This is a genomic window from Dietzia sp. NPDC055343 (assembly GCF_053645265.1).
The window spans coordinates 1-12,627 of record NZ_JBSHMJ010000057.1; the positions used below are offsets into that span (position 1 = coordinate 1).

The following is a 12,627-nucleotide window of genomic DNA, read 5'->3' on the forward strand; positions in this document are numbered from 1 at the left end:
CATGCCTTCAATGGCAAGCGGTCTGGACAGATACTTCTTGAATCGGCACGGTGTCATTACGGGCGGGGGCCAGAACAACGTCCCTGGACATCACACCTAGGCCCCGTCACGGCGCTGGCGATGTTCGTGGCCTCGCGCGGAACCCTCGTCGGAGCGCTGGCAGCCGCGGCATGGTGCGCCGTCGTCGCCGCAGTCCTGATCTGGTGGTCCCTGAGCCTGAGCACAGGCAGGCAGCGCCACGCGTGGTTCGCAGCCGCCCTCGTGGTCGCCACCGTATTGATCACCGGAGCACTAGCAACTGCACTGCTGTGGCCATCCCTTTTCTTCGTGGGAGCCATAGTGGCTATCTTCGCGGGCAACATCGCCGGCGCCATGACGGTGTACCTGTTCCTCTCCAGGTCCCACGCAGCTGCCATCAGTAGAGATGAGCAGGTAAAGACCGCCGCCGGCACGCCTCACCGGGCGCGTTGGTGCGCCGTGTTGGCAGCCGGCCTCCTCGCGATCGGCGTGGCTGCGGCTTACGCTGCCACACCCGTCCCGGCCCCACCGGCCGATGCTGTGGCCCGCACGGGCCCTGCCCCGGAGGCGATACCCGAGAACACGCCCGATCCGCAGCCCCTCCCCGCGCCCGGGTCGCAAGAACAACCGGTACCGTCCCTGCCCACGGCCGGGCTCCCCCCATGCGGTCCCGCCACCATCACCGTCGCCCTCACCGGCTGGGAGTTTGCCAGCGGCGACTCGGCAGCCACGCTCGTAGCGCACAACGTCGGGCAAAGCGCGTGCGCGCTGCGCGGCCACCCATCACTCCATATCACCCAAGGCGGACAGGATCTCAACATTCGTCACCGCTCACTTGAGGCGTACCGGCTTCCGGTTACGCCCCCGGCACATGGCCTCGGGCTCATGCCAGAAGAGCGGGCAGAAGCAATTGTGTTCTGGCGTGGCTACCGCGATGCGGCCGACCCCACGACCCCACAACGCGTCGAAGTTATCTTGTTCGACGGCGCCGACCCCATCCCAGCGCGGATCGAAACCGACGAGGGTAGCAGCATCGGGCCCGCCCCGTTCGACGTGGTCGCTGCGGCCGAAATTGAAACAGGTCCATGGACTCCGGCCCAATGACACCCATCATCGAGCAGGCCAGCCGTTCGACCATCCACTGGGATCCGACCTTGCAGTTCGACCCTGAACCTCCCCCAAGCCGCCGAGCAACTGCGGGCCAGCGTGGTGATTGCGTGGTCTCGCTACAGCACCGCCACGAAAGCCACATCCTCCGTTAACAGAGGCACTGACAGGACTGGTTGAATTTGCGGTGGTCAATTCCCTCTTCCGAATTTGACGCATCTGCGATAACTGAGCGAGGTGCACCGACCGGAGTCCGGCGCGGGGACGTCTGTCTCGCAAAACTGTAGGTAGAAGAGACGGCAAGGCCGGTCGTGTTGTCCGTTTGGCGCCGACCGTGGACTCGCCGACGGATGCTGCTATGTTCTCGTTCATGGGCAATTTGATTTGCGGGTTCGCTGCGGCGTACTCGCTTGCTGTTCGCGACCGCCGCGCCTGACGGCGCGCTTCGCTGAACGCTTTAGCGCGTCGCCTGACGGCGCGCTTCGCTGAAGCCCATTCGTGGAGCAGGCAGCGATCCGGCATGCAACTGTCGGACCGCGTCATCCCACCGACGGTTAATAACATCGATGACCGAGTACCAGGACCGTTCTAAATCGACTACAATTCTTGGAGCGCGATCATGCCCCGTTCAACCCATGGCGGCCGACACGAACTTGGCCAGAACTTTCTCGTTCATGGCCCCACCCTCGAAAAGATTGCCGCAATCGTCGCAGCTACGCAGGGGCCGATTCTTGAAATCGGTTCCGGCAGTGGCGCACTTACTCGGCACCTGGCACGCCTTCAGAGGCCGCTTACCGCGATCGACATCGACGAGCACCGGGTCGCTAAGCTGCGCCAGCGCATGCCCGGTGTGGCGGTCAAACAGGCCGACGTCCTCGCTTACCCGCTCACCACCCCGGTAATCGTTGGAAACGTTCCGTTCCACATCACGACGCCGATCCTGCGCCGGCTGCTCACCACCGGGACGTGGCAGCAGGCTGTGCTGCTCACCCAATGGGAAGTGGCCCGCAGACGTGCCGGCGTCGGGGGCTCCACATTGCTGACTGCTCAGACCGCACCCTGGTTCACTTTCGCCTTGCACGGACGCGTGCCATCCACGGCCTTCCATCCGAGGCCAGGCGTGGACGGCGGCATTATCCACATCATCCGCCGCCCCACTCCATTGGTTCCCGTTGTGAAACGACAAGCGTACGAGCGGTTCGTGCGCGCGATATTCACCGGCCGCGGCGGAAGCCTTGAGCGCATCGTGCAGCAGGCCACACAAGCGCCGCGCAACCACATCCGAGACGCGCTGAGGAAAGCAGAAATCAACTCGCGAGCCCTTCCACGTGATCTTCGCCCCGAGCAATGGGCAGCACTTTGGGGCGACCTGTGCCGATGACTTCAGTCCTCTGTCGCGAATGATCTTGCTCAACGCAACTTGCTGGCGCGACATATCTACGGGACGACCGGACTGGCTCGGAGCCTTCTGATCATGCCCCTCTAGCTGCGTCGTAATGGAGGATCATCTACTGCGACACATGTCAGATGCACGTTCGACCGGTTGAAGACAGCCGTCAGCGTGAAGATGGCCGCGGAGGAGGCGGCGGGGTGCCGGGAGTTGCGGGTGATTTGCGGCCAAGCGTCTCGTTGACAAGTGAGTATCGGTTTCGGACCTTCTCGCGTCCGAAGCCTGAGCTTCCGGCGTTGGAGATGAGCTCCTTGTTGACGATGAGGAGCCTTCGCTCGACAAGCTCTCGTGTACCGCGCGACCGTGTTGCCGGGGAAAGTCCGTAGCGATTCGGAAATCCCTCCGTGGACCACCATTGCGATTTGCCGTACTGCCCCCGCTCGCTCGCTAGGCACACAAGCAGCATCGCCAGAGCCGGCGCGGACATGGGTTGGATTTGCCCATTCGTCCAAAGTGCCGTTGGGATTTTGAAGTAGAGGTGCTGGTCCTTCTCGGCTGCTGGGGCGTTAACGCTCGCTGTCGACGGCAACGTGTACGGTGCGCCAAGCCCGTGCTCGTCGAGCAGATGAATGATCGACGGCTCCCCGTGCCTGCGCTCGAGTTGGATCAAGTGATGCCGCTCGAGCGTTCGAAGGGCGTCGGTGACGCGCCGAGCACCACGGTGGGCCGGATCTGGCAGATCAAGAAGCTTGGCCCACGTGCGGGCCGAAATATCGGTGGTGAATGGGGCTGCGGAGCACCGCCACACAATTGCCAGGAACAACTTGATTGCCACGGCTCCACCCCGGCCACCGGAGGCCACCAGTTGCGCGAGGGGTGCTGCGGCGTCACGACTCTCGGGGGGCGCGTCGGCGTTGATGCGTTCCACAAAGCCGACCCGGATTGGAATGTCTGTTCTTCGCGCGGCCGAAGAGGCGAGGTCTTGAGCAGCTTCCAACGAGCGCTCGGACACGCCTCCGCTCGCGGCTTTAACGCTCGCGGACGAGTCGGTTCGTACAGGGTGTCTGACGGTACTCAGTAGTCCTAATTCCTTCTTTGCTCAAGCGGTGACTGTCTCCTCTAGGAGGCGGGGTGCGTTCCATCAGCAACCGTACCACCGTCAAGCCAACTAGCCCCGGGGTCAGCGGCGGCAGCCAGAATTTATCCTGGTCAGAGGGTGGCGACTGGTGCGGGCGACCGGTAGTGTCCATGCCAGGAGTCGAACAGTGAGTAATCAGCTAACCGGCTGGCAGCCAGTCAGCCGCGAGGGTGAGGAAAACTAGGGCGTTCCTGTCCCGCCAGCGTTAGACGGTGGCTGGAAACGCTGGTCTGAGGTCGGCCCACCAGGTCGATCATCGCCAGCAGGGGCGTGGGGGCAGCCGGGTGGAACCGGCTGCCCCCCAAATTTCCCGTCAGCTACATCTGGGGGCAGTCCCGCCGGCGTTCAGTAGGAACCGGGGGCCGGTGGCGCGCGCCATGGCAATTAGTCAATGATGACGGGATGCAGATAAGAGCCGACCTCAGTGGCGTCACCATCGAACTGAAGAATAAGGGCATCAGCCTTGCTATCGCCGACAATCAGGGCAACCATCGTGGAGATCTCCGGATAGGCCAAGCAACCGGCGAGTGGATGAAGGGTAAGACCCGCGAAGGAAATGGTATTAAGTTCAGCATCGAAGAGTTGATTGACCTACTCGAGTCGCTTGATGACTAGCCAGCTCAAGGGCCTTGACGCGCTCTTCTTTACATAAGGTAAGTTATCGGCGTTAACGTAATGGCTGGTCGGGCCCTGTTTTGGGGCTACGGTGTGTTCCAGCGTTGTTTACGAGTGGTCTTGGTCGTTCTCGGTGATTTGGGCCAGGGCTGCGGTGAGGTCGTCTTCACTGGGTAGTGCCTCTTGCTCTGCGGCGGGTAGGGCCTCATAGCTGAAGGTTGAGACGGCCAGGGGTGCGCCGGCTTGGTTCAGTGCGTAGCGGACGACACGATCATTGCGGCTGCCGCAGACCAGGATCCCGACAGTCGGGGCATGCGAGGCGCGGCGCAGGCGATCCTCGACCAGGGCGACGTAGAACTGCAGCTGCCCGGCGTGTTCTGGCTTGAACTTGCCGGTCTTGAGCTCAATGACGACGTACCGCAATTGCTCGACGTGGAAGAACAGTAGGTCAGCGTAGAAGTCCTCGCCCCCGACGTCGAAGTGCACTTGTCTTCCCACGAAAGCGAATCCCGGGCCGAGCTCGCGCAGCGTATCGACGATCCGGTCGGTCAGGGACTCCTCGAGCTCACGCTCGGCGACCTCGCCGGACAGGTCCAGAAAATCAAGGATCAGCGGGTCCTTGGCGATCTGCTGGGCAAGCTCGGAATCTTGCGCAACAAGCTGTTGCGCAAAATTCGACGGAGCCGCCCCGCGGCGTTCGAGGGCGCTGCTGGCGATCATGTTGGCCAGCACGTTGCGCGACCAGCCGTGCTCGACGGCCGCGGCTGCGTACTTGTCTCGATCGTCCTGAGCGCTGAGCTTGTCCAGCAGGACAGTCACGTGCCCCCAGGGCAAGTACGCAACAGGCTGTTGCGCGATTGGCCCGGCGGGCCAGGCGCCGGCGAAGGTCGCCATGTACTGCAGGTTTCGGGCAGAAAAGCCCTTCATCTGGGGGAACTCGGCCCGAAGATCCTCGGCGAGCCTGCGAATCACACCGCTACCCCACCCCTGCCGGGCGCTCTCCTCGCGCACAGCCTGTCCGATGGACCAGTACAGCTCGATCAGCTGGGTGTTGACCCTTCGCTGCGCGGTGACCTGTGCTCGTCGGACCCTGTCCTTGAGATCCTCGACGAGGCGCCCATAGTTGGATGGCAGGTCCAGGTCCCGGGAGGTCACCCGTCCATCCTGACAGGTTTACCCCGGCACGCTGGATAGCAACCGGCTGCAGATGTGCCAGGCCCGTCAATGGCGACTCGCCGGGGCCGGGCCCTCAAAGTTCAATCCCTGCCGGCGGGAAGAGCCTTCACCGCCTCACTCAGGGCCAAGCCGAGACCAGCTCCGATGAGGCCGGCGCCGATGGCGCCTCCGGCGACCATGGGCAGGACCGCCGACGACGCCAGGACGGCGACTCCGGACAGTCCCAGGCCTGTCACGCCGGACGCGATGCCGACAAACTGCCCCGGCCGGCCAATGTGATGTCCGCGACCGGCGGGCACGGCGACCATCACGGTCACCGCGATCGCGCAGTACGCGCACACGCTCAGAGTGAGCGCGAGCATTGTTGCATCCACAATCTTCTCCGTTCAGTCGTTGGTACGTGGAATTGTCCACCCGGCTCATGTCGCCGCCGGTGTGCTCGCCGCCGGACGCCGGGCGCCTTAGCAGCGGTCAGCGCTCGATCCTCGACATGGGCGCGGGCGTCACCTAGAATGGGTAACGTAGGAAACAAAACACGTTACCGATTACCGGTTACCGGACGCTGAATCTGGAAGGGCTGCCATGTCGACGTCGGAGAAGATCGCTCACGCCTATGGGGTGCTCGTCGCGCGGGGGGACAAGGTCACCGTGCGGGCGGTGCAGAAACAGGCGGGGGTGCGGATCGGCGAGGTGGCGGCGTGGATGCGCGAGCACGCCACGGGCGCAGCCGGCGAGGTGCCGGAGGCCCCGGACTTGTCTGAGCCGATGTCGGCGATGGTGGCCTCGGTGTGGGCGGCGGCGTGGAAGCGCGCCGCCGAGCAGGCAGACGAGGCCACCGCGGTGGCGCTCGATGCCGCACGCGCCGGCGAGGCCGATGCCCTCGCTGCGGCGGAGTCCGCCACGGCGCAACGAGCAGACGCCGACGCGGCCAGAGAGGCGGCGGTCCGGAACGCCGAGCAGCTGCGCACCGAGCTGGCCCAGGTTCGCCAGCAACTCGAGACGATGCAGCGTGAGGCAGAGCAGGCGCGCGTCCAGGCCGAGGAGGCCGACCGCGCCCGGGTGCGCGCCGAGGCCACCTCGGACACCTTGCGTGAACTCCTGGACGCGTTTCGTTCCTCCGGGCAGGCCGACGAGGACAAGTAGCGATCCGCACCGTGATGGCCTTGTCGTGTCGGACCGGGCGAGCACACTGACAAAGCAGGACAGGCAATGACCAAGTGGCCCGGACTTCCGTCAGGTGCGGTCGGGCCGTAACGGGACGAACGCCAACACGGGAGGGGTGTCATGTGGGACGTGCAGACCGCGGTACAGGCCGTGGCGGTGGTCGCGGCGGCCTCGCTTCTGGTGCCGCCGCTGGCACGCGGCATCGGAGGCATCTGCGCCGTGATCGGCTTCTGTGGGGTGGTGCAGTCGAGCTCCTGGGCGCCGACGGTGATGGCGTTGGGGATGGTGGCGTGGTTTGTCGGGCACTGGTCGTTCGCGGTCCGCAATGACGTGCATTACCGGTCGCGTCTGGCACGTGTGGTGATCGACAAGACGCCGTTGCGGTGGGCGATTCCGCGTTACTGGCAGTTGCGCCGCCAAAGACGCATCGCGGAAGCCCGCTGACACTTCCCACCCCGACCGATACAGCAATGGCCCCATCGAAGTGGTGGGGCCATTGCTGTTGGTGTGTGGTGTCCGATTCTAGAACAGTGGGGGCTCGTCTAGTGGTGCGGTGTTGCCGCAAGCTTGGGCGTAGGCCTTGGGGTTCCAGCCGCCGGCGACCGCGTCGCGGACGGCGAGGGAGCGGGCGTGCCGGTCGTGGCGTTCGGTGGTGTTGCGGATGATGCCGGTGCGTCCGCAGGCGACCGCGTAGAGCAGGTTCGCCGATTGGGTTGAGGCGATGAGATGGCCGGGGTCTACGCGCACGCACAAGGGTTCGTTGCAGCGGTGCTCCCCGATCGCCTCGGCGGTCAGTTGGCCGGCGACTAGGAGCGCGAAGCGGTGCGCGTACTCGGTTCTGCTGACGCCGCCTTGTCGCCAGGTGATCCGTCCGTACCCGTCGGAGATGGCGCCGGTCCAGATGTGACACCCATTGCCCGGGGCGCGCACGACACGGGAGCCAAACGCGGCAATCGCCGCCTCGGTCGGAGGCAGTGTCGAGTCGTACGGCCTGGACCGCCTCACGGCAGGCCGGGGCCGGGGACGGGCGTCCATTCCCGGCAGCGGGATGTCCTCGAACCACCGGCCCGAGGAAGGCTCAGGGCTGCTGCTCACCGTTAGTGTCCGCGGGTGTCTGGCCGGCCGCCGTGGTGTCACTGTCGGCCCCATCCGTGGCCGCGTCAGCGGTAGCGGTGTCGTTGTCCTTGGCGGCGCGGATCGCCGCCCCGACCTCGCGGGCAGACAGGCCGGTCATCTCCGCCAGGTCAGCCTGCACCACACCCAGGTCCCGAAGCTCGACCAGCGCGTCGCCGAGGGCGATCTGCGCGTCATCGCGGGCATCGATCGCCGAGAACACCGCGACCAACTTGGCCTCACGCCTGCGTGCCCGCTCCAGCTCGTCGGCCATCGCCTGACGAGCCCTCGCGCGTGCGGTTTGTGAACGTGAATCAGTCTTGGTAGCCGCCATGGCACCCGACCCTATTGCCCCACCCATCGTGCCGCAATGCCCACCCACCATGCTGCCGTCATCGTCTCCCCGTCCTGGTCCCCGATCGCCGCTCCACGCCCAGCACGTACCGCGCTATTTCATCCTCGCTGTCGCTCGTCACAAACTGCCACACACAGGGTGCATTGTGAATGACACTGGGAAACTGCTGGTCACAGCGCTGCGCACTGCGGCGCGTAGACGCGCCGACCTTGGGCGCTTACGATGACGTGTGTGATGAGTCTTCGGGCGGTACACGCGGGTACTGGATACCAGTACCTGCTGCGCTCGGTGGCTACCCACGACGCCGACCCCCAGGGGCAGTCACTGTCGGACTACTACGCCGCCAAGGGCACCCCACCAGGACGCTGGATCGGCTCCGGTCTAGAAGGCCTGGACTCGGAGTCAGCCACCGCCGGGGCGGTCGTCACCGAAGCTCAGATGGCCGCTCTGTATGGCGAAGGTCTGCACCCGGACACCGACGCCAAGATGCTCGCCGGAACACCGCTGAAGGACTGCAAACTGGGCCGAGCGTTCCGCGTCTACTCCGGTGGTGTCGACGTCCTGGAGGCTATCGCCGCCGCGGAGCGGGACTTCCAGAAGGCCGAGCTCCGACGCCCCACCACCCTCGAGCGTGGCGAGATTGCCGAGCAGGTCGGTCGCCCGTTCTACACCGCCAAGTTCGGCTACGAGCACGCCTCGGGAAAAGACGTCATTGCGTGGGTGAACCGGGAGCGCAATCAGGTTCAGCAAGCCGTCGCTGGGTTTGATTTCACGTTCTCCCCAGTGAAAAGTGTCAGCGTTCTGTGGGCACTCGCGGACGAGCAAACATCGTCGAAGATCGCCGCGTTGCACCACGAAGCTGTGGCCGAAGCACTGGCGTGGGCGGAGGAGAACGCGATCTACACACGGGTTGGGACGAACGGGATCGAGCAGGTCACAACTCGTGGAATCCTCGCCTCCGAGTTCACCCACTTCGACACTCGTGGTGGCGACCCGGACCTGCACTCGCACGTGCTGATCTCCAACAAGGTCCAGGGTCCGGACGGGCGCTGGCTGTCCCTGGACGGGCGTTCGATCTTCCAGATGAAGCAGACGATATCGGCCCGGTATGACGCGATTCTGCACGACAAAATGACCCGGCAGATGGGCCTGGAGTTCACCGCGAACTACCCGCACCCGGACAAGGCTCCGATCTGGGAGATCGCCGGAATCGACCGACGTTTGATCGAGATGTTTTCCTCCCGGCGCACCCTGGCACGCCCGGTTTTCAACCAGCTGGTGGACGACTATGTCGCCAAGTACAGCCGGCAGCCCTCACAGCGGGCGGCGTATGCGTTGTGGCAGAAAGCCATCCTCGACACCCGCGACGGGAAGAAGCCCGCACAGTCCCTGGATGCTCACCGCACGGCATGGCGGCAGAGCGCCGAGCAGCGCGTCGGAGCCGAGGCCATCGAGCAGATGATTGCGGCAGTGACAGTCAATGATCCCGAGACCCAGCGCCCGGTGTTCGTCGCAGACGAACACGTCCAGCTCGTCGCCGAACAGGCCATCGGCCAGGTCACCCAGACGCGCGCACACTTCCGGGCCTCTCACGTCGACACCGCCGTATCGACCGCGCTCAAGGGCTACCGGTTCACTACGTCCGACGAGCTGGCTGCCGCCCACACGGCGGTGCTAGACCATGCGATGACAGCCATTGCTGTACCCCTGACACCACCGGAGCCGCTTACCCTTCCAACCACGCTGACGGCCACAAGTGGCAGAGGAATCGACCGTCCCGCGAACTCCGAGAAGTTCACCACCCACGCCGTCCTGGACGCCGAAACAACTGTGCTGGACGGGGCACGAAACCCGGTCACAGTGTTCGCGACCGAGGCAGACCTCGCCGCCGCCGAGAAGGCCCATGAAGCCGCGTCGGGGTGGAGCTTGAACGCCGGCCAGCACGCCCTCGCGCAGCACCTGGTGAGCGCAGGAACACTGGTCGCCGCCGGGGTGGGACCGGCCGGCACCGGCAAGACCGCCTCCATGACCATCGTCGCGAGAACCTGGCAGGCCACTGGCCGAAACGTCATCGGTCTGGCCCCCTCAGCTGCTGCCGCGAGCGTCTTGTCCGAAGACATCGACGCCCCCGCGCACACCATCGACTCACTGACGTTCACCTGGCGCGGACTCCACCCGACCGAGCCCGGTAAAACCCTGTCGGCACTGCCAGTTCAGATCAACCCCGGCGACATGCTCCTGGTCGATGAAGCCGGCATGGCCAGCACCGAGAACCTCGCCGCGCTGACCGAAATCGCTCGTGAGGCCGGGGCCGTTGTTCGCCTCATCGGTGACCCGTACCAGCTGTCGGCAGTGAACTCCGGTGGAGTGTTTGCCGACGTGTGCCGCACCCCTGGAACCGTGGAACTCGAGCAAGTGATGCGCATGGGCGCAGACACCGAGCAAGCGCAGGCAACACTGGGCGTTCGGGTCGGCAACACCGATGCCCTCCAGCTATACGAAGATCGCGGCTGGGTGACCGGTGGGCACCGCGAGTCCATGCTCACCGATGCAGTGCAGGCCTACATCGCCGACCGTGAGGCAGGCCGCAAGTCGCTGATCATCGCCTCCCGCAATGAGGACGTCGACACCCTCAACGAAGTCATCCGGGCAGGCCGAGTGGCAGAGGGTCTGGTCGATGACGTGCGCACCACGACCGTCTCCCGCGGGGACACCGTGGGAGTGGGAGACACTGTGCTCGCCCGCAAGAACTCCAAGCTCTACACCGACGACTGCAAGTACCTGGGCAGGGTCATCAACGGTCAGCTGTTCACCGTGACTGGCCTTGCCGACGACGGGTCGCTGGCGGTGCGGGACATCAATAACGGGCAGAACATGCTGATCCCCTCGAAGTACGCCAAAGACAGCATCCACCTGGGGTACGCGTCCACCATCCACCGCTCCCAAGGCGCGACCGTCGACACCACTCACGCTGTCATTGACTCCGCTGTCGATCGGGCCGGCCTGTACGTCGCCATGACCCGAGGCAAGAAAGAGAACCGCGTCTACGCTGTGTGCGAGCCTGACCTGGATCTGGCTGCCGAGGATGGGCACATGCACTCGGCCGGCGATAGTCCCGCACCCACCGCACTCGAGGTGCTGTCCTCCGTTCTGGCCCGCGACACCCGGCACACCTCAGCGGTAGAAACCCTGCGGCAGGAATACACCGACGCCACCGACCCGCAGCGCCTGGAAGCGCTGTACCGCCACGGCGCAGACCTTGCCGCCACCGCCTTCACCGCAGCCACCCTGCCCGAGTACATCGACACCCTCCCTCGTGCCTACGCCCACCAGATTGATGCTGACCCCGAGCTGCGCACCGAGATTGCGCACGCCTGGACCGAAGCGGCACTGGCAGGTCTGGACCCCCGAGAAATGTGGTCCGAGGCCACCGACACCCTCGACACCGCGAAATCCGCTGGCGCAGTCATCGCCCACCGGATACGACACGTGACCCGCGAGGCCGGTCAGAAGCTCGAACTGCCCACTCCCCCGCCAGAAACCACCACCGGTGACCCCGAACTGGCCAAGTGGCTGACCGACACTCGCCACACGCTCACCACCGCGCCGGTCGACGCTCCTGCCACCACGGACGTTGACGACTTCCTCGCGTCCTACCTCAGCCACCGCGGGAACGTGTTTGCCTCCGCTACGGACCCTTTCGGCGGGCCGGACCCATTCGATGTCTCCGACCCGTTCGCCGCAGACGCTTTCTCCCCCTCCCGTTCACCTGATACGGCCGAGTTCGGGCACTACGAGACCCCGGGGCCGGTTGAGGAACCGACACAGGGGCCAGAACTGTAGAAGGTTGCAGGTCGGCAGGGCACTGCTGCGCTCCCACCAAGGGGCTGGACCAGCCTCTCGTGACGGCGCGAGCCTCTCGTTGAGGGTTAGGAGTGGCCAGGTTCGGCGAGCTGATGGGTGCGCGAGGTGGCGTCCCAGGTCAACATTCCCAGCTCGTGCAGCACCTTCAGGGACGCCAGCACTTCGCTAGCACTGGCTTGGTCATCGCCAACGAGATCGAGCGGCGTGATCGAGTGCGCGGCTCCGTCAACATCACGCAGATGCAGCGGGTGCGATAGCAGCATCTGCAGCAGCACCTCCTCAGTCAGGGACGGCACCACCTTTTGGATCGTCGCCACGACCTCGGACATCTGCCAGGCAGGGTATGGCAACGGCAGGTACAGCGCCTGAGATGGCGCCACCGTCGACGTTGTTGACGCTCGGGGGTCCACCCGGTTTCGGGACCGAGTGTTCTTGGTCTTTCTGCCTTTCGATTTAGGCATGTGCTCCCTTATCGGTGGTTATCGTAATCACTCCCCTTCGATGCTACTTATAGTCTGTAGACCGATAGTGTTCATCGGGTGACTGTGAAGGCATGCTTTGCGATGCCGACCTGCTCACCCAGTTCGGCACTCGTGTCCGCACCGCACGCGCAGGTACCGGACTGTCACAAGAGGCGTTGGCGGAAGCGTGCGGTCTACACCGCACCTACGTTGGCTCGGTCGAACG

13 protein-coding genes are annotated in these 12,627 nt (G+C 64.8%); 7 read left to right on the top strand and 6 right to left on the bottom strand.

All coding sequences use genetic code 11. From position 1 onward, the window contains the following. Together ACWIE7_RS17375 and erm are read left to right on the top strand one after the other, a co-directional pair. A partial coding sequence (locus ACWIE7_RS17375) for a DUF4232 domain-containing protein (RefSeq protein ID WP_454070083.1) occupies positions 1-1,122 on the top strand: 1,122 nt, incomplete at its 5' end. Positions 1,123-1,744: 622 nt separating this feature from the next. Further along, positions 1,745-2,506: a 23S ribosomal RNA methyltransferase Erm gene (gene erm / locus ACWIE7_RS17380; protein ID WP_454070084.1), complete on the top strand. Its 762-nt coding sequence runs from the start codon at positions 1,745-1,747 to the stop codon at positions 2,504-2,506. Positions 2,507-2,681: 175 nt separating this feature from the next. On the opposite strand, the gene ACWIE7_RS17385 is transcribed toward erm, so the two are convergent. Then, positions 2,682-3,527, bottom strand: coding sequence for a hypothetical protein (locus ACWIE7_RS17385; protein WP_454070085.1), 846 nt, complete (start codon positions 3,525-3,527; stop codon positions 2,682-2,684). A 528-nt stretch (positions 3,528-4,055) separates the two neighbouring features. Between ACWIE7_RS17385 and ACWIE7_RS17390 the strand changes: the two genes are divergently transcribed. Then, a complete protein-coding gene (locus tag ACWIE7_RS17390; RefSeq protein WP_378002120.1) occupies positions 4,056-4,268 on the top strand; it encodes a hypothetical protein in 213 nt (70 codons plus the stop codon). 108 nt (positions 4,269-4,376) lie between these two features. On the opposite strand, the gene ACWIE7_RS17395 is transcribed toward ACWIE7_RS17390, so the two are convergent. Together ACWIE7_RS17395 and ACWIE7_RS17400 are read right to left on the bottom strand one after the other, a co-directional pair. After that, positions 4,377-5,423, bottom strand: coding sequence for a PDDEXK nuclease domain-containing protein (locus tag ACWIE7_RS17395; RefSeq protein WP_209912086.1), 1,047 nt, complete (start codon positions 5,421-5,423; stop codon positions 4,377-4,379). Positions 5,424-5,524: 101 nt separating this feature from the next. Further along, positions 5,525-5,806, bottom strand: coding sequence for a hypothetical protein (locus ACWIE7_RS17400; RefSeq protein ID WP_131886304.1), 282 nt, complete (start codon positions 5,804-5,806; stop codon positions 5,525-5,527). A 220-nt stretch (positions 5,807-6,026) separates the two neighbouring features. On the opposite strand from ACWIE7_RS17400, the gene ACWIE7_RS17405 reads away from it, so the two are divergent. Beyond that, positions 6,027-6,587, top strand: a complete 561-nt coding sequence (locus ACWIE7_RS17405) for a DNA-binding protein (RefSeq protein WP_454070086.1) — start codon at positions 6,027-6,029, stop codon at positions 6,585-6,587. 141 nt (positions 6,588-6,728) lie between these two features. Then, the gene (locus ACWIE7_RS17410; protein ID WP_454070087.1) at positions 6,729-7,052 is read left to right on the top strand and encodes a hypothetical protein; all 324 of its coding nucleotides are present in this window, start codon (positions 6,729-6,731) and stop codon (positions 7,050-7,052) included. A 78-nt stretch (positions 7,053-7,130) separates the two neighbouring features. Here ACWIE7_RS17410 and ACWIE7_RS17415 read toward each other — a convergent pair whose 3' ends face one another. Continuing rightward, positions 7,131-7,703, bottom strand: coding sequence for a hypothetical protein (locus ACWIE7_RS17415; protein WP_454070088.1), 573 nt, complete (start codon positions 7,701-7,703; stop codon positions 7,131-7,133). Further along, positions 7,687-7,995, bottom strand: a complete 309-nt coding sequence (locus ACWIE7_RS17420; protein ID WP_454070089.1) for a hypothetical protein — start codon at positions 7,993-7,995, stop codon at positions 7,687-7,689. Before ACWIE7_RS17420 ends, ACWIE7_RS17415 begins: the two co-directional genes overlap by 17 nt. Positions 7,996-8,310: 315 nt before the next feature. Here ACWIE7_RS17420 and mobF point away from each other — a divergent pair, with 315 nt between their 5' ends. Continuing rightward, positions 8,311-11,919, top strand: coding sequence for a MobF family relaxase (gene mobF, locus ACWIE7_RS17425; protein WP_230931480.1), 3,609 nt, complete (start codon positions 8,311-8,313; stop codon positions 11,917-11,919). 86 nt (positions 11,920-12,005) lie between these two features. Here mobF and ACWIE7_RS17430 read toward each other — a convergent pair whose 3' ends face one another. Then, positions 12,006-12,269 carry a hypothetical protein gene (locus tag ACWIE7_RS17430; protein ID WP_230931465.1) on the bottom strand — a complete coding sequence of 88 codons (264 nt, stop codon included), beginning with the start codon at positions 12,267-12,269 and terminating at the stop codon, positions 12,006-12,008. Positions 12,270-12,493: 224 nt separating this feature from the next. Between ACWIE7_RS17430 and ACWIE7_RS17435 the strand changes: the two genes are divergently transcribed. Continuing rightward, a partial coding sequence (locus ACWIE7_RS17435) for a helix-turn-helix domain-containing protein (protein ID WP_454070090.1) occupies positions 12,494-12,627 on the top strand: 134 nt, incomplete at its 3' end.